At 31.9% G+C, this 21049-nt stretch carries 23 protein-coding genes; 8 read left to right on the top strand and 15 right to left on the bottom strand.

Annotation, left to right across the window (positions count from 1 at the left end; genetic code table 11):
• The first annotated feature begins 3 nt into the window (after nt 1-3).
• Nucleotides 4-705, top strand: coding sequence for a response regulator transcription factor (locus QWY90_RS07490; RefSeq protein ID WP_290285255.1), 702 nt, complete (start codon nt 4-6; stop codon nt 703-705).
• 120 nt (nt 706-825) lie between these two features.
• Here the strand turns inward: QWY90_RS07490 and QWY90_RS07485 are convergent, their stop codons facing one another.
• The 8 genes from QWY90_RS07485 to QWY90_RS07450 all read right to left on the bottom strand — a co-directional run bounded on the left by QWY90_RS07485 (nt 826) and on the right by QWY90_RS07450 (nt 8330).
• On the bottom strand, nt 826-1566 hold the full coding sequence (locus tag QWY90_RS07485; protein WP_290285254.1) for an acyl-[acyl-carrier-protein] thioesterase: 741 nt from the start codon (nt 1564-1566) through the stop codon (nt 826-828).
• A 6-nt stretch (nt 1567-1572) separates the two neighbouring features.
• Nucleotides 1573-2505 carry a tRNA (adenosine(37)-N6)-dimethylallyltransferase MiaA gene (miaA, locus tag QWY90_RS07480; RefSeq protein ID WP_290285253.1) on the bottom strand — a complete coding sequence of 311 codons (933 nt, stop codon included), beginning with the start codon at nt 2503-2505 and terminating at the stop codon, nt 1573-1575.
• The gene (locus QWY90_RS07475) at nt 2505-3866 is read right to left on the bottom strand and encodes an exonuclease domain-containing protein (RefSeq protein ID WP_290285252.1); all 1362 of its coding nucleotides are present in this window, start codon (nt 3864-3866) and stop codon (nt 2505-2507) included. The genes miaA and QWY90_RS07475 overlap by 1 nt, the downstream gene beginning before the upstream one ends.
• 38 nt (nt 3867-3904) lie before the next feature.
• Entirely contained in the window at nt 3905-4555 is a 651-nt protein-coding gene (locus tag QWY90_RS07470; protein WP_290285251.1) for a YggS family pyridoxal phosphate-dependent enzyme, read from the bottom strand.
• Between the two features lie 173 nt (nt 4556-4728).
• Nucleotides 4729-5946 (bottom strand): DUF1015 domain-containing protein, encoded by a 1218-nt coding sequence (locus tag QWY90_RS07465; RefSeq protein WP_290285250.1) that lies wholly within the window; start codon nt 5944-5946, stop codon nt 4729-4731.
• A 77-nt stretch (nt 5947-6023) separates the two neighbouring features.
• Nucleotides 6024-6911 carry a 3-hydroxyacyl-CoA dehydrogenase family protein gene (locus QWY90_RS07460; protein WP_290285249.1) on the bottom strand — a complete coding sequence of 296 codons (888 nt, stop codon included), beginning with the start codon at nt 6909-6911 and terminating at the stop codon, nt 6024-6026.
• On the bottom strand, nt 6911-7351 hold the full coding sequence (locus QWY90_RS07455) for a DUF8192 domain-containing protein (protein WP_290285248.1): 441 nt from the start codon (nt 7349-7351) through the stop codon (nt 6911-6913). The genes QWY90_RS07460 and QWY90_RS07455 overlap by 1 nt, the downstream gene beginning before the upstream one ends.
• 10 nt (nt 7352-7361) lie before the next feature.
• A complete protein-coding gene (locus tag QWY90_RS07450; RefSeq protein WP_290285247.1) occupies nt 7362-8330 on the bottom strand; it encodes a Gfo/Idh/MocA family protein in 969 nt (322 codons plus the stop codon).
• A gap of 97 nt (nt 8331-8427) precedes the next feature.
• On the opposite strand from QWY90_RS07450, the gene QWY90_RS07445 reads away from it, so the two are divergent.
• Nucleotides 8428-9069 (top strand): protein-L-isoaspartate(D-aspartate) O-methyltransferase, encoded by a 642-nt coding sequence (locus QWY90_RS07445; RefSeq protein ID WP_290285246.1) that lies wholly within the window; start codon nt 8428-8430, stop codon nt 9067-9069.
• Here QWY90_RS07445 and smpB read toward each other — a convergent pair.
• A complete protein-coding gene (gene smpB, locus QWY90_RS07440) occupies nt 9066-9518 on the bottom strand; it encodes an SsrA-binding protein SmpB (protein WP_290285245.1) in 453 nt (150 codons plus the stop codon). The two genes, QWY90_RS07445 and smpB, sit on opposite strands and share 4 nt — an antisense overlap.
• Nucleotides 9519-9659: 141 nt before the next feature.
• On the opposite strand from smpB, the gene QWY90_RS07435 reads away from it, so the two are divergent.
• The 3 genes from QWY90_RS07435 (at nt 9660) to QWY90_RS07425 (ending at nt 12251) form a co-directional block, all read left to right on the top strand.
• Nucleotides 9660-10298, top strand: a complete 639-nt coding sequence (locus QWY90_RS07435; protein ID WP_290285244.1) for an outer membrane beta-barrel protein — start codon at nt 9660-9662, stop codon at nt 10296-10298.
• Nucleotides 10299-10422: 124 nt separating this feature from the next.
• Nucleotides 10423-11952, top strand: coding sequence for a S8 family peptidase (locus QWY90_RS07430; protein ID WP_290285243.1), 1530 nt, complete (start codon nt 10423-10425; stop codon nt 11950-11952).
• A 68-nt stretch (nt 11953-12020) separates the two neighbouring features.
• Nucleotides 12021-12251 carry a VF530 family protein gene (locus tag QWY90_RS07425; RefSeq protein WP_290285242.1) on the top strand — a complete coding sequence of 77 codons (231 nt, stop codon included), beginning with the start codon at nt 12021-12023 and terminating at the stop codon, nt 12249-12251.
• On the opposite strand, the gene QWY90_RS07420 is transcribed toward QWY90_RS07425, so the two are convergent.
• Together QWY90_RS07420 and QWY90_RS07415 are read right to left on the bottom strand one after the other, a co-directional pair.
• Nucleotides 12252-12812: a GNAT family N-acetyltransferase gene (locus QWY90_RS07420; RefSeq protein WP_290285241.1), complete on the bottom strand. Its 561-nt coding sequence runs from the start codon at nt 12810-12812 to the stop codon at nt 12252-12254. It abuts the gene before it with no gap.
• An 18-nt stretch (nt 12813-12830) separates the two neighbouring features.
• A complete protein-coding gene (locus tag QWY90_RS07415) occupies nt 12831-13685 on the bottom strand; it encodes an aldose 1-epimerase family protein (RefSeq protein ID WP_290285240.1) in 855 nt (284 codons plus the stop codon).
• Between the two features lie 277 nt (nt 13686-13962).
• Here QWY90_RS07415 and QWY90_RS07410 point away from each other — a divergent pair, with 277 nt between their 5' ends.
• Nucleotides 13963-14463 carry a CAP domain-containing protein gene (locus tag QWY90_RS07410; protein WP_290285239.1) on the top strand — a complete coding sequence of 167 codons (501 nt, stop codon included), beginning with the start codon at nt 13963-13965 and terminating at the stop codon, nt 14461-14463.
• Between the two features lie 55 nt (nt 14464-14518).
• On the opposite strand, the gene QWY90_RS07405 is transcribed toward QWY90_RS07410, so the two are convergent.
• From QWY90_RS07405 to QWY90_RS07390, 4 genes are all read right to left on the bottom strand, one after another.
• Nucleotides 14519-15115: a 3'-5' exonuclease gene (locus QWY90_RS07405; protein WP_290285238.1), complete on the bottom strand. Its 597-nt coding sequence runs from the start codon at nt 15113-15115 to the stop codon at nt 14519-14521.
• 1 nt (nt 15116) lies between these two features.
• Nucleotides 15117-17033, bottom strand: coding sequence for a DUF294 nucleotidyltransferase-like domain-containing protein (locus QWY90_RS07400; RefSeq protein ID WP_290285237.1), 1917 nt, complete (start codon nt 17031-17033; stop codon nt 15117-15119).
• A gap of 225 nt (nt 17034-17258) precedes the next feature.
• Nucleotides 17259-18815 (bottom strand): DEAD/DEAH box helicase, encoded by a 1557-nt coding sequence (locus tag QWY90_RS07395; RefSeq protein WP_290285236.1) that lies wholly within the window; start codon nt 18813-18815, stop codon nt 17259-17261.
• A gap of 45 nt (nt 18816-18860) precedes the next feature.
• Nucleotides 18861-19376: a DUF6155 family protein gene (locus tag QWY90_RS07390; protein ID WP_290285235.1), complete on the bottom strand. Its 516-nt coding sequence runs from the start codon at nt 19374-19376 to the stop codon at nt 18861-18863.
• Nucleotides 19377-19471: 95 nt separating this feature from the next.
• Between QWY90_RS07390 and QWY90_RS07385 the strand changes: the two genes are divergently transcribed.
• Both QWY90_RS07385 and QWY90_RS07380 read left to right on the top strand, forming a co-directional pair.
• The gene (locus QWY90_RS07385) at nt 19472-19750 is read left to right on the top strand and encodes a DUF3817 domain-containing protein (RefSeq protein WP_290285234.1); all 279 of its coding nucleotides are present in this window, start codon (nt 19472-19474) and stop codon (nt 19748-19750) included.
• A complete protein-coding gene (locus tag QWY90_RS07380) occupies nt 19743-21002 on the top strand; it encodes a mechanosensitive ion channel family protein (RefSeq protein ID WP_290285233.1) in 1260 nt (419 codons plus the stop codon). The genes QWY90_RS07385 and QWY90_RS07380 overlap by 8 nt, the downstream gene beginning before the upstream one ends.
• The last annotated feature ends 47 nt before the right edge of the window (nt 21003-21049 follow it).

The raw sequence follows: 21049 nt of genomic DNA, 5'->3' as shown, positions 1-21049 counted from the left end.
GCTATGGAAAATAATAAAAAAATACTACTGGTGGAAGATGACCAAAACTTCGGAATAGTTTTGAGAGAATTCCTGACACTGAATGATTTCGATGTAACTCTTGCCAAAAATGGTATGGAAGGTTTCGAAAAATTCAAAAAAGACAATTTCGATTTGTGTATTTTGGATGTAATGATGCCCTATAAAGATGGTTATACTTTGGCAAAAGAAATCAGAGAGAAAAACAAAGATGTGCCTTTAATCTTTTTGACTGCCAAGTCAATGAAAGAAGACGTTTTAAAAGGATACAAAGTTGGTGCTGATGATTACTTAAACAAACCATTTGATTCTGATGTATTGCTGATGAAAGTGAAAGCAATCATTCAAAGAAAAGCATCTGAAAATAAAAATGAACCAGCAAAATTTGAGTTCCAAATAGGAAGATTTCTTCTAAATTCAAAGCTTCGTTACTTGAAATTTGAAGATCAGGAACCAATTAAATTATCTCCAAAAGAGTCTGAATTGTTAAAAATGATGGCTTTATATGAAAATGATTTAATGCCAAGAGAACTGGCTTTAACCAAAATTTGGAGAGAAGATAATTATTTCACCTCAAGAAGTATGGACGTGTATATTGCCAAACTAAGAAAATATCTGAAAGAAGAACCTAATGTTGAAATTCTTAACATACACGGAGAAGGTTTTAGATTAGTCGTAAAAAAATAAGTAAAGTGGCTTCAAGAAATTGGAGCCATTTTTAATTAGTAGCTAATCCGGCTTTTCACTATATCTTTTTCTTTAACAAGAAAAAGGATGCCGTTTCAATCCGGGCTAGGAGATTTGTTTCTACTTCAAATTCAGTTGTAAAGCAAAACAAATTTTATTGTTGGCATTCACAGTAAAAATCATCGGATTTTCTACGACACTTTTCTCAATAGCAATTGTATCGTCCAATGAAACTTCCTTTAGATAATTCATTTCAAAACTTTCAACTCTTTGATTTAACAACAATTGTGGATCAACATAATCCAAACACCATTCTAGATATTTAACGCTGTTAGCATGATTTACTATGTCTAAATCAGAAAGAAGAATTGTCTTTTCTATCACAAATGTCTTGTCAATCGTGGTGTCAATTTTAGAAAATTGAATTACAGTTGCTTTATCTTCAGGGTATTTTTCAAAATGGGAATGTGGTAAAGCCAAATTTTCAGGACGACGCGTTTGCGTATTAAAAACAGCCCAAAAGGTTTCACAACCCACAATTTTCTCAGCACCAATATACAACTCCAAACAGCGAATAGAACGCGAATTCTCTAATGAATTAATCCACGTTTTAACCGTTACAACGTCTTTCCATTTTGGCAAACGTTTTATCTCAACACGCATTCTGCTTAAAACCCAGGCCTGATGATGCACTTGCATATCACTAAAACTGATGCCACCTAATTCTGCATGATCAGCCGCAGTTAGCTGCAATATATTGCATAAATCAGTATACTTTAAACGACCATTAGGATAACATTGTAAAAAGGAAATTTCCCAATCTTTGTTTAGTAAAGAAGTAAAGTCTTTTGATATAGGCATGATAATTTAGGATTTAGGAATTAGGATTTGGGATTTTATATAATTCACAATATCATTTTTGTCTGCTTTAAAATCAAACCATTTAACATCTTCAGTTCGCTTGAACCAAGTCAATTGGCGCTTTGAAAACCTACGCGTGTTTTTCTTAATTTCTTCTTTAGCAAATTCTAATGTAATCTTACCCTCAAAATAATCAAACAACTCCTTATAACCAACGGTTTGTAGTGCATTTAATTCTTTATTTGGAAACAAACTTTTAGCTTCATTAACCAAGCCTTCATTAATCATTATATCTACACGTTGATTAATTCGGTCGTACATTATTACTCTGTCAGCTTCCAAACCAATGATAATAGGAGTGAAGTTACGTTGGCTTTTCTTTTGATTTAAAAAAGAAGAATACGGTTTTCCGGTTCCAATACAAACTTCAACAAAACGTTTCATTCGTTGTGGATTTTGTAATGTTTGCGGGTTTTCCAACCTCAATTGCTGATAATAATTTGCATCTAAATCTTTCAACTTATTTTGTAGGTAATCAATTCCAAGTTCTTCAAAATCAGCATTTATTTTTTCTCTAATCGAATTATTAATATCTGGAAATTCATCAAACCCTTTTAGAATAGCATCTACATATAAACCTGAACCACCAACCATAATTTGAATGTTATTTTTAAGAAACAATTCATCTAATTTGACAATGACTTCTTTCTCAAAATCTCCAACTGTATAATTCTCAAGAATAGATTTATTTTGGATGAAATGGTGCGTAGCCGAAGCTAATTCTTCTTCACTCGGAACAGCAGTTCCAATGCGCATTTCTTTAAAAAACTGTCGGCTGTCACACGAAATGATATCACAACCAAAATGTTGGGACAAAGCAATACTCAAGGAAGTTTTTCCAATTGCTGTTGGACCAATGATTGTGATTAGATAGTTCATTAAAATTTGACAATCTTTATTACCTTATTTCTTCTCAAATAGCCTTGAATAATGGTTCGTGTATCACGGTTATTCTGCATCGGAATGATAATGTTTTTCAAGATTTCGATATTGTTAACCTGATAATTCAAATCATAAAAACAATAGCCTTTGTAAATTCCGTTCTCAATTAAAACAGCACAGCGTTCATCAACCGTTCTGCCTCTGTCAATAATTACCATGTTGTCATTTTCAAACTTCATTTCCTGAATAAATTCTTCCACACGTTCATTATATAATTCAGGAGCTTCTTTGCCCAAACAAGCACCATTGCATTCTTTTATTTTATATTGAAAACAACCATTCTTAGTTTCGTATAAGCCATTTATCTTTTGGCACAAATTATATTTCTCGGTAATTTTTAGTAACGAATTTTTCCCTTCTTGTATTGAAGTAAAAGATGTAATCTCTTTTTTTCTGCCATCTGCTTTTTGAAGTATTAAAGCCAAATAACCATTTTCATCTTTTTCAGAATATAATGCCCATTGAAAAATTGTCTTACGTTGCGCTCGATTATAAATGGGTTTATTGATTTTTATTTCTTCACTTTCCTTTAACAAAGCAATCAATTCACTTCCTGTAACTTCATGCGTTACAGCAAAAACTTCACGCTGAATCTTTTTGCTTTTTCCAGATGTTCCAGTAAAATGTTGATTAATGCGTTTCTTGATATTTCGGCTTTTGCCAATATAGATCAGATTGCCTTTTTCGTTATGAATATAATAAATTCCAGTTTTTGTTGGTAGACTTTCAACAATATCTAATAATTTTGGGGTTAAGCCCGATTTGATTTCGGCTTTAATTAAACTGATTAAAATTTCTTTTTCAGTATCTTTTGCTAAAATCATTTTAAACAATTTCACAGTAGCCAATGCGTCACCACTGGCACGATGTCTATCAGTAACCGGAATTCCTAGTGCTCTAACCAATTTCCCCAAACTATAAGAAAGTTGACCCGGAATTAATTTTTGTGATAACTCAACAGTACAAAGTGTTGGCTTTATATAATCATAGCCCAAACGACTGAATTCTGTTCTTAGGATTCTGTAATCAAAGGAAGCGTTATGCGCTACAACAATGCAGTCTTCGGTAATTTCGATAATACGTTTGGCAACTTCATAAAACTTTGGTGCCGAGCGGAGCATAGCATTATTTATTCCAGTTAGTTTCACCACAAAAGGCTGAATCGGTTTTTCAGGATTTACTAAGCTAATGAATTGATCAACAATTTCATGGCCGTCAAATTTATAGATGGCAATTTCGGTAATGCCTTCTTCATTAAATTGTCCACCTGTGGTTTCTATGTCAAGTATTGCGTACAAAATGAGTGTTCAGTATTCAGTTTTAAGTATTCAGATTTCTATCTTCCGCCAAATATACTACTTCCAATCCGAACCATCGTACTGCCACATTCAATAGCAAGTTGGTAATCGCCTGACATTCCCATGGAAAGAGTGTTCAGTTGGCAGTGTTCAGTTTTCAGTTTATCAAAAATAGATTTCAAATTCAGGAATTCTTTTTTGATTTGTGTTTGATTATCAGTGAATGTTGCCATTCCCATTAACCCGACGACTTTAATGTTTTTCAATAATTTAAATCCGTCAGAGTGAAAAATCTCTTCCAATTCATTTTCATCCAAACCAAACTTTGATTCTTCTTCAGCAATATAAACTTGAAGTAAACAATCTATTACCCGATTGTGCTTTGCAGCTTGCTTGTTGATTTCCTGTAATAACTTCAAACTATCAACTCCGTGAATCAAACTCACATATTCTGCCATGTATTTGACTTTATTGGTTTGCACATGCCCAATCATATGCCACTGAATGTCTTTGGGCATTTGTTCCCATTTCTCGGTCATTTCCTGTATTTTGTTTTCTCCAAAAATGCGTTGGCCAGCGTTGTAGGCTTCCATCAAATCGGAAACAGGTTTGGTTTTGGAAACGGCTACCAATGTGACGTGGGACGGGAGTGTAGTGTTAATTTTTTGAAGGTTTTGGGCTATTGACATAAATTTAAAGATAAAAACAATTTTTTAAAGTGTATAAAAGCCTTCCGAAGGCCAGTATTTATGGGCAATGTAAAAGCTCTTCATCTTTAATTAAAAAGCTCTTCATCTTTCATTGAAAAGCTCTTCATCTTTGATTAGAAAGCTCTTCATCTTTTAAAATCCCCGCTGTCACATTACAATTCATATACCATCAATCCACTTCTGAACTTTGGTTCGATATAAGTGCTTTTTGGTGGCATAATCAAATTGTTGTCTGCCAAGGCTTTGATTTCTGAAATATCAGAGGGAAATAACATAAAACCAACTTCAAATTCTCCTTCATCAACTAATTCTTTTATAGTTGAAATAGATTGTTTTCCAGAAATGTATTCAATGCGTTCATCGTTTCTCAAATCTTCTATAGCTAATAGAGGTTTCAAAACTTTATCGTATAAAATCTGTGCATCAAGGTTTTCTATAATGGAAGGTTGTTTGTTATCTTGCTTATAAAACAAAGCATAGAAATGTCCATCCAAATACATTCCAAATTCAAACTTACTTTGTGGTTTCCACAATTCTTGTTCTTTGTCTTTGATGATAAAATTTTCGGTTAATTTTTCGAGGAAATCATCTTTAGTAAAACCATTCAAATCTCTTATGATTCTATTGTATTCGTAGATTTTAACATTGCTTTCGGCAATTAAGAAACTCATAAAATAGTTTAGGTTTTCGTTGCCCAAATGCTTGTCTTCATCATACAACAATTCAGCAGAAGCCAAGCGGTGATGCCCGTCGGCAATATATAATTCAGGGATTTGCTCAAATTGCTTTTGCAACCATTGAATTTCTTCCTTCGCTTCAATTTTCCACACTTGATGCTTTTCCTTATTGGTTGTAGAATAATTATATACCGGTTGACTTTTTTTCTTTTCGGCTATCCAAGAATTCAGTGTTTCGCTGTCCGGATAAGTGATCAAAACCGGTTCAGTATTAAAACCCGTCTGATGCAAATAATCTTTAAAATATTCCACACGATATTGCAATGTATCTTCGTGCTTTTTAATGACATTGTTCTTGTAATCTTCAATCGAAGTTCCGGCTACAAAACCTGTGAAAGTCTGCACTTTATTCTGAATTTCATATAAAAAGAAAACAGCTTTGTCTTCTTCCATAAAAATGCCTTCCTCTTTAAAATCCTGATATTTATGAGCCACACCCTTGAAACGCTTGTCCAATGTGATTTTTTGCGAATGCATATAAGCAGGGTGAATCACATGCAAAAAAGAGTACGGATTAAAACTCAACCAAGCCGCAAGCTCAGCCGAACTATAATCATCATAGTTTCTACAGGTCACTAACGCTACCTTATCTGGCGTAGGACGAACGGCTTTAAAAGGGATTATTTTGCTCATTTATTCAATTGATAATTGACAATTAACAATTGATAATTATGTTTTGAAATTATCAATTATCCATTATCCATTGTTAATTATGAAAATTGTTTAGAAACTTTCTCAGCCTTTTTGCTTTCTGAATAATCATAAAAACCTTCACCTGATTTTACTCCTTTTTTTCCCGCCATAACCATATTCACTAAGAGTGGGCAAGGAGCATATTTTGGATTTTTGAATCCGTCATACATTACGTTTAAAATCGAAAGGCAAACATCTAATCCAATAAAATCTGCTAATTGCAATGGTCCCATAGGATGTGCCATTCCGAGTTTCATCACAGTGTCAATTTCGTAAACACCTGCTACGCCATTGTATAAAGTTTCGATTGCTTCGTTAATCATTGGCATCAAAATTCTGTTAGCCACAAAGCCGGGATAATCGTTTACTTCTGTTGGTGTTTTACCTAATTTTACTGATAAATCCATGATGATTTTAGTCACTTCATCTGTAGTGGAATAACCACGAATGATTTCTACCAATTTCATAATCGGCACCGGATTCATAAAATGCATTCCGATTACACGTTCAGGATGTACTACTTGCGCAGCAATTTGAGTGATAGAAATGGAAGAGGTATTGGTTGCCAATATCACATTGTGATCGCAAACGTCGCTTAATTGTTTAAATATTTGAAGTTTTAAACCCACGTTTTCTGTGGCAGCTTCAATTACTAAATCGGTTCCAACAACGCCGTCTTTAATATCAGTATAGGTGATTATATTTCCAATGGTTTTGTGTTTTTCTGCTTCGGTAATGGTTCCTTTGGTTACCATTCTATCCAAGTTTGAAGCAATAGTAGCCATCCCTTTTTCTAATGATTTTTCGGAAACATCAATTAATTTTACGGTAAAACCGCTTTGGGCAAAAGTGTGGGCTATTCCATTACCCATTGTTCCTGCGCCTATTACAGCTATTATTTTCATTATTGTGGTTTAGTATTTTTTATTTTTTTTAGCAAAGCTTTTGAATTGGCATTGTATGTTTTTGTCCAGAAAAACACAATATAGTCGGTATTTGATAATTTGATTTGATCCGGATTTAACTTTATAATTGAATAGCTAAGAACATCATTTTTAGTAAGGAATGAATCTTTAAAGTAGTTAAAAAAAACAGTCTTTTTGCTTATAAACGTTCCTGTTGAACCGGAAACGAATGCGAAACTTTTACCATTCAGATCGTCAGCAGTATTATTTAATAATTGCAAGATTTTAATTTCTGTTTTATTAATTACTTCAGAAGATAAATCAATAGTATCTAAATTAATATTTTCATTTAAAATACTTTGTTTTAATTCTTCAAAATGGACAATAGTATTATTTTGTGCAGTAGCATCAAGAAAAAAACATAATATAAGAACAATCATTTTCATAAAATTACTTTTCGTTCATAGAATCGATAATCATATATGCAACGCGCAATGCTTCAGTTCCGTCTTCTAAAGTTACGATTGGAGTCTTGTTGTTGTTGATGGCATCAGCAAACGATTCTAATTCATCTAAAATTGCATTATTTTGACTTACTTCTGGATTAGAAAAATAAATCTGCTTGCGATCGCCTTCTGCATTTTGAAGAATCATATCAAAATCTCCAGGAACTTCTGGAGCTTCTTTCATTTTGACAACTTCACAGGTTTTGTCTAAATAATCGACTGAGATATAAGCATCTTTCTGAAAAAATCGTGACTTACGCATATTTTTCATTGAAATTCTACTTGAAGTAATATTGGCCACGCAACCATTTTCGAATTCAATTCGAGCATTGGCAATATCTGGCGATTGACTCAAAACCGAAACGCCACTGGCATGAACCGCTTTGACTTTTGATTTTACCACACTCAAAATAGCATCAATATCATGTATCATTAAATCTAAAACTACAGGAACATCTGTGCCTCGAGGATTGAATTCTGCCAAACGGTGTGTTTCTATAAACATAGGCGTTTCAATCATATCTTTCACAGCAGTGAATGCCGGATTAAAACGCTCTACATGTCCAACTTGCCCTTTGATGTTATATTCTTTTGCCAAAGCGATAATTTCTTCGGCTTCTTCAACCGTTGTAGAAATTGGTTTTTCTATAAAAACGTGTTTCCCTGATTTGATAGAAACTTTAGCACATTTATAATGTGAAAGGGTTGGAGTTACAATATCGATGACATCTACAGCGTGAATTAACTTGGCAATAGTATCAAATTGTTTGTATCCAAATTCGGCTTCGATTTTGGCTCCGTTTTCATGATTTTCATCATAAAAACCAACGAGTTCATATTTATCAGATTGTTGTAATAAACGTAAGTGTATTTTTCCGAGGTGACCAGCACCTAAAACGCCAACTTTAAGCATAGAAGTAAATTTTATCAAAAATAGAAATTAATTAATAATTGGTAATTGATAATTGCTAATTTGTTTTCTATTTTTACGAAATAAATTACTACCCAAATTGAAAGACACAAGCAAACATCAAGGACTTCGAAATCAATTGGCCAAACTCTTGGCAGAAAAAGGAATCACAGATAAAAAAGTATTGGAAGCTATAAAAGCAATTCCAAGACATTTATTTTTAAATTCCAGTTTTGAAGATTTTGCTTATCAAGACAAAGCTTTTCCTATTGGTGCGGGACAAACGATTTCGCAACCTTATACTGTAGCCTTTCAAAGTCAGTTATTGGAAGTAAAAAAAGATGATAAAATTCTTGAAATAGGAACGGGTTCCGGTTATCAAACCGCTGTTTTAGTTGCTATGGGAGCAAAGGTTTATTCGGTAGAAAGACAAAACGAATTGTTTAAGACGACATCTTTGCTTTTGCCAAAACTTGGTATAAAACCCAAGCATTTATCTTTTGGTGATGGTTATAAAGGATTACCAAATCACGCTCCGTTCGATAGTATTATAGTTACGGCTGGCGCACCAATCATTCCGAAACCATTGATGGCTCAACTAAAAATAGGAGGAAAGCTTGTTATTCCTGTTGGCGAAAATGAGCAAGTAATGACAATGCTTATCCGTAAAAATGAAATGCAATTCGAAAAGCACGAATTTGGTGATTTTAGATTCGTTCCTTTATTGGAAAATAAAAATTAAAACGATTTTTTAATTCGATCCAAATCACGTTTAGTATCTTGTTCTTTCAAACTTTCCCGCTTGTCATAAGTTTTCTTTCCGCGGCAAAGCCCAATATCTAATTTGGCAATTCCTTTTTCATTGGTAAAAAGTTTCAAAGGAATAATAGTCAAACCTTTGGTGTCGAAAGCTTTTTCTAATTTTCTTAATTCTCTCTTATTTAATAAAAGTTTACGTTCACTTTTTGCTTTGTGATTGAATTGATTTCCATAAAGATATTCCTCAATTTGCGTATTGATAGCAAATAATTCACTGTTGTGAAATTCACAAAATCCTTCTGTAATATTTGCTTTTCCTAAACGAATGGATTTAATTTCCGTTCCTGTTAAAACGATGCCAGCAGTATAAGTTTCGATTATCTCATAATCAAATTTAGCTCGTTTATTTAGGATGTTTATTGTCTTTAACATTGGACGACAAATGTACTAAATTATTGCTGTTACTTGGAATGAAATTAGTAATAAAAAAAACCGTTAAACTATGATTTATATCATTTTTTGAGCAAAATCATCTCAATAATTTTGACGTATAATTTTAAACCAATAAATAAAATGAAAAAATTATTATTAGCAGCAGGAATTGTATTGTTATCATTAACTGCTCAAGCACAAGAAAAAAGTCAAGGTCTTAAAGGAGCCTGGTGGGCAACTGCTCAGTTTGGCTATCAACAAACAAAAACTGGCGATACTAAAGGAACCAATTTGACTGTTTTGCCAATAGCAGGTTATTTTGTAACACCATCAGTTACCGTTGGAGCTGGAGTTGGTATGATTAACATGAAAGCTGAAGATGCTACAGGCACCCTTGCTAACACTAACTTACTAGTTGTAGAACCATTGGTTAGAAAGTATTGGAATGTAGCTGGTAATTTCTATTTCTTTGGACAATTAGCAGCCCCAATTATTACTGGTAAAGAAAAAGAAGCCGAAACTAAAATTTCTCAATTTGGTTTGGCCATGTCTGGCGGTATTGACTTCTTTGTTACTAAGAATTTTTCAGTGGAGTTCTCTTATGATTTAGCCAATTTCACATCAACAACAATTGATCCTGCAACTGGAGACAAAACAACAATTACTAATTTTTCTCTGGCTCATGTAGCATCAGCAGAATCAGTTTATATTGATAATTTAGGTGGAAGTTTGCCTAATTTAACTACGCCTTTATCATTCGGATTCAAGTTTATTTTTTAGTTTTATAAGTAATTATCAAATTTAATTTGGTTGAAGACCGTTATTCATTTTTGGGTAACGGTTTTTATGTATTTAACATTTTTTTATTAAATTGGCCAAGTCAAACCAATTAAAATAACAAATTATGCTAAAAAGAATACTGCCGTTATTTCTCTTAACACTAATATTATCTTTATCCTGTTCTAGAGAAGATTCTATGGAAAATCAAAAAATTGTAATTCCTGAAAATCAAAAAATACCTTTAACTCCTGCACAGATTAATGCTAAAATTGATGCAGCTATCAATTCAAATGGAACTTTTAATTGGCGTCAAGCGGATTCATATTTGATATGGAGCGCAGTTGTCAATGGAAATAATGTTGTCACTATTGGGTTTGGTAATTCAAAAACTAATTTTGAAAGAGCTAAAACATCTAATAATGCTAAGCTCCAAAATGATTTATTAGCAATTATAATGAAGTATGAAAACACAACTTTAGATAAGATTTTAATTTCTGCCGACACAGATTTAAATTTAATGGATGTTATAATTTCTAAACAAGAAACTATAATTGCCCTTAGAGAATCTAAATATATTAGATATATTGAGCCTGGAGATTATAAATATTTAGCAGTTCGCGAATCTCTTAAAGGTCCGGGTGTCTCTACAAATTCTAATGTAGGAACAAGTTCGGGTTGCGGGTATGATTCAGAAATTTTGGATGCAGCCGATTATACTACTACAACACCAAATGCCAAAATTCCATGGACATTTACACAACATAATATTCCAAATGCATGGAATATAAGTACTGGATCTGGAGTTACTATAGGAATTGTCGATACGGGAGTTTCTCCAAACCAATCGTTGTTAGGCGCTAATTTCAATAACGGACTTTCATCTGGTAGAACAATACAAAAAAATGGAGTTTATGTTGATTCTATTTGGCCATGGAGCACCGGAACTGATGGAGTTAATGATTTATGCGGACACGGAACAAGTATGGCTTCAACGGCAGCAGCACCAAGAAATGATAAAGGTTTGCCTGTTGGCGTGGCTTATAATGCTAATCTTGTAACCTATCGTGCTGCTTATAATGTCGTTTTAGATGGCTATCAAGAGCAAGAAGGTGTGAAAAAGGCGTTTACTGCTTTAGGAAACAATACTAAGGTGAAAATTATATCTATGTCAATGGGTTATGTTTTCTCTGTTGGGAAAATTGAAGACGCTATCAAATTTGCTTACGGAAAAGGAAAACTTATTTTTTGTGCTGCCGGAACTTCTACAAGCTTCACCACTTTTGTTGGTGTAATATTCCCAGCTTGGATGCCAGAAACATTGGCTGTAACAGGAGTAAAAGAAGGTTCAACGTATCAAGCATGCAGCGATTGTCATACGGGTAGCAAAGTTGAATTTACCGTAGCAATGCAAAGAGCTGTGTCAGGAAATACAGTTCCTGTGAGTAGTTATTATGAAAACCTAACCGATTATATTGGGGGTTCTTCAGTTGCAACGGCAACAACTGCTGGTATTGCTGCTTTAGTTTGGTCTAAAAACCCAACTTGGACAAGAGATCAAGTCTTAAACAAAATGAGACAATCGGCAAGTTTATATCCAAATAAAAGCGCTGAATATGGTTATGGAAACGTGAATGCATTTTTAGCGGTGCAATAATATAAAACAGTATAAAATTAGAAACCATCTCAATTTTTGGGATGGTTTTTTTATTCTATTTTTACAGTATGCAAAGTAATTCAAATAAAAATCCGCTTAACGGCATCACACTTCAAAGAATACTCGAGATTCTTATTGAATTTTATGGCTTTGATACTTTGGGTGAATTGATAAAAATTAAATGTTTTACAGACAATCCAAGTATTAAATCGAGCTTAACTTTTCTGAGAAAAACGGATTGGGCCAGAAAAAAAGTAGAAGAATTGTATGTTAGAACGTTGCCAAAGCTTAACAAATAATTATTTTTTCCAATTCCTTCTAAGTAAAGAATAAATAACAGTGTCCCAATATTTACCTTCCCATAACTCATTTTCTAAAATGTGAGCTTCTTTTACAAAGCCATTTTTTTGCAAAACTCTTTCTGAAGCAATGTTATCTGGGTCAATGATTGCTTCGATTGAATGTAAGTCCATTTGCTCAAAACCATAGGCAATAACCGCCTTTATAGCTTCAGACATATACCCTTTTCCATTATGTTCAGGAAAAGACATATAACCAATTTCAGCTCGGTGATTTTCTGTTGAAATTCTGTAATGACCAATAATCCCAATGATTTTCGAGTTTCCTTTGATGGTAATTCCCCAATTAATTCCAGTATTATTGACAATTTTCTCTTCAATCAAGGCAATGTGTTCTAAAGCATCTTCTTTAGTTTTTGCCAATGGTCGTGGAATATATTTCATGGTTTCCGGATTACCACGAAGCGCTAAAATTTCTTCAGCATCAGTATTGTCTAACCGTCGTAAAAACAATCGTTCGGTTTCAATGTTTTGAAAAGGGTGGAAATTAATTTCTAACATGATTTTTTAGTTATAAAATTATAGAATTTCAATACTAAAATTAAATTCTTTTGAAGAATTATTTTCCAGTATTTGAATGCCTTCTTTCTCTAAAATATTCCCAGTTGCATTTAAAACATCCGAATAGCCAACCCACGGTTCCAAGCATATAAAGGGTGCGTTGCTTTTGGTCCATAGTCCAAAATTTGGAAAATGGTTAAACTTAAAATTCAATATTGGAATGCTACTTTCTAAAATTTGGATTTGTTTTGACTCTAATTCTTTAAAAATCAAAGCATCATTTTCAAAAAGAGGATAGGTGAGTGGCAAGTTGTTTTTCAATAGGTCAATTTTTTTTGTTTTTTCTGAAAGCAAATCATTCTCCAATTGATAACAAGTTAAGCTTTCCTCTGTCTCAAATTGCAAACTATAGTCTTCAAATTTTTTGGGTAGTGAAAATGCCGGATGCCCGCCTATAGAGAAAGGCATAATGTCAGAACCTTTATTAATAACCTGATATTTAATATTTAATTCAGAGTTGAGTAAGGTGTAAATTACCCGCAATTCAAATTCAAATGGAAATTTGTCAAATGTTAATTCATCTGATGACAATGAAAAAACAACTTCATTATTATCATGGCTAATCAAATCAAAATTCATGTCTCGGGCAAATCCATGACGGGTTAGTTCATAAGTACCACTTTTATAAGTAAAGGAATTGTTTTTTAATGTTCCGACGATTGGAAATAGGATAGGCGAATGCTTTCCCCAATATTTTGGATTTCCTTCCCAGATGTATTCTGTATCTGAAGCAATCCTTTTTAAGGAAATCAATTCAGCTCCTTTATGATTTATAGTTGCCGCTAATTCTGAATTTGAAATAATTGTTGTCAAAAGAGTTATATTTTAAAGGTCAAATATATTTCAATAATTAGTATTTAATTCGATAATTTTTTCTTTTTGAAAAGTTAAAAGTAATACAATTAGCTATTAAAAAGTAAGAATAATACATATTTATATATTAAATAAGTGCATTTCAACGATTTTATTTGTTATTTAATCGATAAAAGTTGTAAAGTTGTCTAACCAAATCAAACAATACGTTCTGTCAATAATAATCAAATAAAGTGTTTGCCCCACATCTACTTTATTAAAAACTTAACCTACTACTATGAAAGCAAAAATGTTTAGAGCATTGTTGCCGTTAGCAATTGTGTTCACAATGGTATCTTGTTCTTCTGATTCTTCAGAAGGATCTTCAGCTGATAAAAAAATTGTAACTTCCTACAATTACAATGATTCAGAGTTGAAAATTGTTTCACTTGTAAATAATTATCGTCAAAGCATCGGATTGAATGCACTTGAGGTAATTAATCACATCTCTTACAAATCACAAGAGCATAATATATACATGATTGACAATAAAGTAGTAAATCACGATTATTTTCAACAGAGAGCTAATAATTTAATTGAAGTATTAGGTGCAACGAGAGTAGGTGAAAACATTGCTTACAATTACCAAACTCCAGAAAGTGCCATGAGTGCTTGGTTAAATAGTCCAGATCACAAAGCTAATATCGAAGGAGATTACACTCATATTGGTATATCGATTACTGTTGATGAAGCAACTGGGAAAAAATATTACACTAATATGTTTATAAAGAAAAAATAGTTTGTTTGTTTAAATTTTGATAATTTTAATAAACCCATTCTAACGAATGGGTTTATTATTTAAACCCTAATCTGGTTTTCAATTTAACAAATAATAATGCAATAGAATAAGCGTCATCTGATGCCGAATTTTTTTCACTTAAAGGAAGTTTATAGTGCTTCACTAAATCTTCCAATGAAAAAGACTTATTTGTAATGTCCATTAATTTTTGGTGCATTATTTCGACATCTAAAGCTTCATTTTTTAACTTACCACATTCCATTTTTTCTAAAACATCATTAATCATTTCTATATCAAAATGAATACGGTGACCAACTAAAACCGCATTGCCAATGTATTCAACTAATGCTTGTATTGCTTGAGGTTCTGCGAGTTTGGATAATTTGCTATCAATCAAAAATTCATTTGACAATCCATTGTCATGAAGGTATTTATATTGCAAAATTATTACTTCAAAATTGTCTCCAATACGGATAATATCATCAACAACTGCTATAGCTCCAAACGATAAGATAACATCTTTTTTTGGATTTAAGCCCGTAGTTTCTGTACTTAAAACGACATATCTATTGGATTTACTTTCAAATTTTGCTAAATACAATTTCCAAAAATCCGGGAATTCTTTATTTATATTTTTTATCCAATCTAACATATTATGAGAATTGAGTTAATTGGAATTTATCTTTTATTAATTCTTCCAATTCTTTCATTGGAAGCAAAGCATTTTTGATTTTTTCCTTATCAACTTTTGAAAGCTCTTCTACATTGATATAATCTCCAGTACTGTCATTTTTTAAGCCTTCAAGTGTTCTGAATTTTGATAAAATTAAAAAGGCATCAGCACAATTTAAATATATTTCAGAAAATTTAGGATCAATAATGGCTAGTTGTTTAAATCTTAGATATGTATTATTTATTCCTTTCAAGTTCATACTTAATGCAAAAAGGCGAGCACCATCAACTAAAGGCATGATAGCTCTATTTTTAATATCAAATTTTCCTTTATATTCACCTTCTTCTTCCAGATTAAATTTTTTGAAGAAGTTTATTGGTGGATTTTTTCGCAATGCATCATTACCTAGATAATCGAAAAATAAAGCGTTATTTTTAGTATTTTTTAAAATTAAATCATCAAGAGTGTCTTCTATTTTGCCTTCGCCAAAAACAAGCTCGTAATCAAAAAATATACTGCTAATATCATTAGACTTTTCCCCTGGAGTTTTCATCCAGTTATTATACTGTTTTATCCAGTCTGACATTGATTTACACCAAAGCATATTGCTTGCCATGTGCCCATTTGGACAAAAATTATAACCTACTTTTTCGAGTATTGAAGTAGCTCTTTTGGCTAATTTTAAAAAGTAATCTTTAACATCTCTATATTTTTCTGCAGCAACATCTTCAAATATTAAAATACTATCCTGATCGGTTAATAAAAACTGTTCTTTTCTTCCTTGGCTACCAATACTAAACCAAGCAAATCTGGCTGGAGGAGAGCCTAAATCGAGGATAGCTATTTCTATCGATCGCTTTATAATAGCTGTAATAATTTCACCCGAAATGTTGTAAATATGTGGTAAAGGGATATTTTTAGCTATGGAAGTTTGGATTAACTCAGTTAATTTTTCTCTAACCAATTTAAGTTCTTTAGGAGACAATGAACGTTTTATTTCCTTAATCAAAACACCAGGATTATTAGCTTGTGCCACTATTAAATCATGTTCTGAAATTACACCTTTAACTTCTGATTTATCCGATCCATCTATGGTGACACATAAATGACTTACATTATGTTTCAACATTAATAGTTGCGCCTCGGCAACAGAAACATTTTCAGGAACAGTGATAACTGGGGAAGACATTATCTTATCAATAGTTGAAATAAGGGGAAATCTTCCATTAGCAATTTTAGATCTAAAATCAGTATCAGTAACAATTCCAATAGGATGACTCTGATCAGTAACTACAACACTATCTGTAAGGTTTTCATTCATCAATTGAGCTGTATCCTTAACAATAGCTGTAATACTGACTTTTATGGGTGTTTTGTTGTATGCTAAAGACTGAAAATATTGAATTTCGTTTTGTTGTCCTTCTGTGTAAACATTATCTGTAATCAGTTTTCCTCTATTTTCTTTATCAAAAGGGTTTCTGGTGTTTGTAGCAAAACTTTCTAATAAGAAATCCAAAACTTGAGGATTTTGAGCCACAAAAGGTTTAAAAACAGTAATCGGAATAGCATAAACAATACTGTCTTCGCGAGATTTGGCTGTCATCATGTAATTGTTTTTTGCAAAAAAAGGGCGCAAACCAAAAACATCTCCAGGATAACATTTGTTCAAAAGGGTTTCTTCAGCATCAGAAATTACAGAAAGATTGATAACACCAGAAGCGACAACATAAAAGCTATCATGAAGCTTATCGTTAATTTGAAATAAAACTTTATGTTTATCTAAATTTATTACACCAATACTTGTTGCTACCTGAATTAGTTCCTCATGATTCAAATAACTGAAAGGTGAATATTCTTTTAAAAAGTTGGCAATATTTTCGGCAACAGAATTACTCATGCATTTATTTTATTGAATATTTAGACACAAAAATAGTAAAGCTTTAGAGAAGAAGAAGTCTTTTGTTAAAAACATTTGAAAACTAATTGCTTTGAGATTACAAAACATTCTATTTTACATAATATAAATTATAGTTCATACTAATACTTCTTTTATGTTTTAGAGTATTTTAAGGTAATTTACTGTTTTTAATAACTATAGACTACCTTTTTTAAAGTTATAGTTTTAAAAATTTAATTCTCTAAATTTTTTTCCAATAGCCAAACTCAATTTTGTTTTATAATCTTCAACAAGCCATTCACGATAATTTTTACTCGTTTTTCCTAAGCAGCTTACAAAACGTTGAATGCGACTTTCAATATCATCAGACAATAATTTAGAAAGCATTCTTGCCTGATTTAATTCGGTAGTATTTTCAACACACATTAAAGCATGTTGCTGTATTGATTTTTCGATAACTTCTTTAGAGCGCAAATTTTGAGCTAAGGCTTTTTTAAACTCTTCTTCAATATCGATTGTTAAAATAGTTGTTTTGGCAAACATTTTTTTAATTGAATCTGGCATTACATATTTAAAATGAGTTTCAATTTCGGCATCATCTCTTAAGCTTTCCAAATAATATTCGGGTGATCTAAAAATATGCTGCCAATCAACAGGATCATTCCATAAACCAAATCGCAATGCATTATTTCCTAAATCAATGACTGTAAAATTATCCTTATGTGGCAATTTTCTAGATCCACGACCAATCATTTGAAAATATAATGTCAAAGATTTGGTGGCACGATTCAAAATAATGCTCTCAACTGTTGGTTCATCAAATCCTGTGGTCAGAATTCCAACAGAAGTTAAAATGGCATCCGGCGTTTTTTTAAACCAATGCAAAATATCTTTTCTGTCTTCAACGGATGTTGTATTATCTAAATGTCGTATAGGAAATCCGGCTTCTCTAAAAGTTTCATAAACATATAAGGATGTATTGATTCCGTTATTGAATATTAAAGTCTTCTTTCCCAATGATTTTTCGGTGTAAGAATGCAATAATTTCTCTTGCATGACCATATTCATATACAAATCATCCGAAGATTTAACGGTATAATCTCCATTAATTCCAACTTTCAATGATGTTAAACCAACATCATAACTATATGTTGTTGCTTTCGCCAAAAATCCTTTATCTATCAATGATTGAATAGTATCTCCAACAATAAGTTCGCTATAATTATTATGCATTGGTAACTTAATATTCGAACTCAAAGGCGTTGCTGTAACACCTAATATAAAAGATTTTTTAAACGAACTCATTAATTTTCGAAACGAATTATAATGCGCTTCATCAATTATAACTAAACCAACATTGTCAATAAGTAACTTCTCATCGTTTAAACGGTTTTTCAGCGTTTCAACCATAGCTACAAAACAAGAATATTCATCTTGATCTGGCAATTCTTTGATATTACTATTGATAATTTTGTTTTTGACATCAAATCCTTTAAGCATTTTAGAAGTTTGCTTACAAAGCTCAATTCGATGTGTTAATACCACAACTTTTTTGTCGTGTTGCGATAAATATCGCCTAACAATTTCTGAAAAAATCACTGTTTTTCCACCGCCAGTTGGCAGTTGATATAACAAATGATGATCACTTGGTGCGTTGTCTAATCGGTCAAAAATTTTGTCAATATCGCCCTTTTGGTAACCGTAAAGTTCCTTTTTCTCTTCAATTTCGGTAATAAAATCTTTTTGAGACATGGCAATTTGTACAATTTTGCAAAAGTACATCTAAAAAAGAGTTATCACCAAATTAAATTGGTTATTTACAAAAATTTAATATTCAAAGCGTTCCACTATTGCATTGAATTCATATTGGTTAAGCCAATTTTGGCAAATAGTTTCATCCTTTATAGCCACTACTCTACTCTGAAATTCACTTAAAATTCCATGTCCCATCATAAAACTAATCGCTTGTTGAAAAGAACTCAGCATACTTTTGAAAAATAATTCTTGTTTGATAGTCTTTTCAGCAGAAAATGTTTGAGCTATTTCGATATTATAAAGCATGATGTCAGCAATGATGAAAACATCTACTCCAAGTATTATAAAATGCTTGATGAATTTTTGAGCTACAGAACGACGCATTTTCGCCCTTTTACCTTTGACAGGATAATATTCATTGGATATTTTAAACTTTGCTTCTCTAATTAATTTATCCTCATTAGGATTAAACACAAAATCATAATAGACTTTTACATCACTAAACTTGTTGTATAATTCAATTATTTGCTCTTCTAGTTGCTCTTTATTGAGCTCGTGTAAGTATTTTTTTAAATCGCGTTTACTCATTATTAAATTTTATAAGTACAAAAGTAAATTACTTTATGGTTCTTGGCTTCTATAATAAATGATAATCGCTATTTTTGCTTCATAAAATTAAATATATGCTTCGTTTTTTTAAAATCATTGCTTTACTCGAAGGAATTTCATTGTTATTATTATTTTTCTTTGCTATGCCATTGAAATATATGTTTGAAAATCCAAGTTATATCAGACCCATCGGAATGACTCATGGTTTGCTTTTTATTGGATACATCATCATGGCAATCATGCTTAAATTTGAAGAAAGTTGGAGCGGAAAGAAATTTGGAATCGTTGCAGTTGCTTCTATAATTCCTTTTGGAACATTTTATATTGAAAAAAAATACTTGAGAAATGCATAAACTCGTCGAAAAAATATTTAGTTGGTGTTATCCGCTTTTAAAAAAACTGGATTTAGGAGAAACAATTTCTGCTTATTTAAGTTTGGTTATCAATATTATTATTCTTTCTATTTTTTCCTATATCATTTTTTTGGTTTTCAGATTTGTATTGGTAAGAACAATGATTATTGTTGCTCGAAAAACCAAAACAAGATTTGATGATTTATTAGTTTCTAATAAAACAGCTAAATATATTGCACATTTAATTCCACTGCTTTTTATATATAAATGTGTTCCAATAATTTTGGAAAACTTTGTGTATTGGGAATCTATTTTCGGGAAACTTGTTGAAATATATATTGTACTCTTAAGTTTGTGGATTATAAAAACAGTTTTCCATGCGCTGCGAGATTATTTAAAACTAAACCCGAGATATAGCGACAAACCTATTGATAGTTACATCCAAGTAATTATGATAGTGCTATGGATTTTTGCTTTTATTTTTGTCGTTTCCAAAATTTTCGACATCACAACCGGAACGATGCTTGGTACTTTTGGAGCAGTTTCTGCCATTATAATTTTAATATTTAGAGACACTATACTTGGATTTGTTGCTAGTGTTCAAGTTTCGTTAAACGATATGGTTCGTATTGGTGATTGGATAACGTTTGACAAATTTGGTGCTGATGGTGACGTTATTGAAATTAATTTAGCTACTGTAAAAGTTAGAAATTTTGACAACACTACGACGACAATTCCAACCTATAGCATGATTTCAGATTCTTTTAGAAACTGGCGTGGCATGTTAAATTCGGATGGACGCCGGATAAAAAGGCATATTCTAATTAAAGTAAACAGTATTCGTTTTCTAAATGAAAAAGAACTCCAAGAATTGAAAAAAATTCAGCTCGTTACCAGTTATATAGAACTACGTCAAACCGAAATCGATAAGTTTAACAAGACATATCAAGTTGACAAAACGCTTTTAATAAACGGTAGAAATATGACAAATTTTGGTTTGTTCAGAAAATACATCACACAATACTTGAGTCAATATCCTGGATTAAATAAAGATATGATTTTACTTTGTCGTCAATTGCAACCAACACCACAAGGCATTCCTTTGGAAATTTACACTTTTTCTAATGATAAACGCTTTGAAAATTATGAATATATTATGGCTGATATTTTTGACCATATTTTTGCTTCGATACGCTTTTTTGATTTAGAAATCTATGAAATGCCTTCTGACAAGAGTAATTTTGTAGAATAATTTTAAACATTGAATTATTAAAGCATAAAAAACTTGATTTTTAATTG

The organism is Flavobacterium paronense (assembly GCF_030409795.1).
In the GTDB taxonomy this organism is placed as follows: Bacteria; Bacteroidota; Bacteroidia; order Flavobacteriales; family Flavobacteriaceae; genus Flavobacterium; species Flavobacterium paronense.
This window is presented reverse-complemented; position numbering and strand designations above follow the sequence as displayed.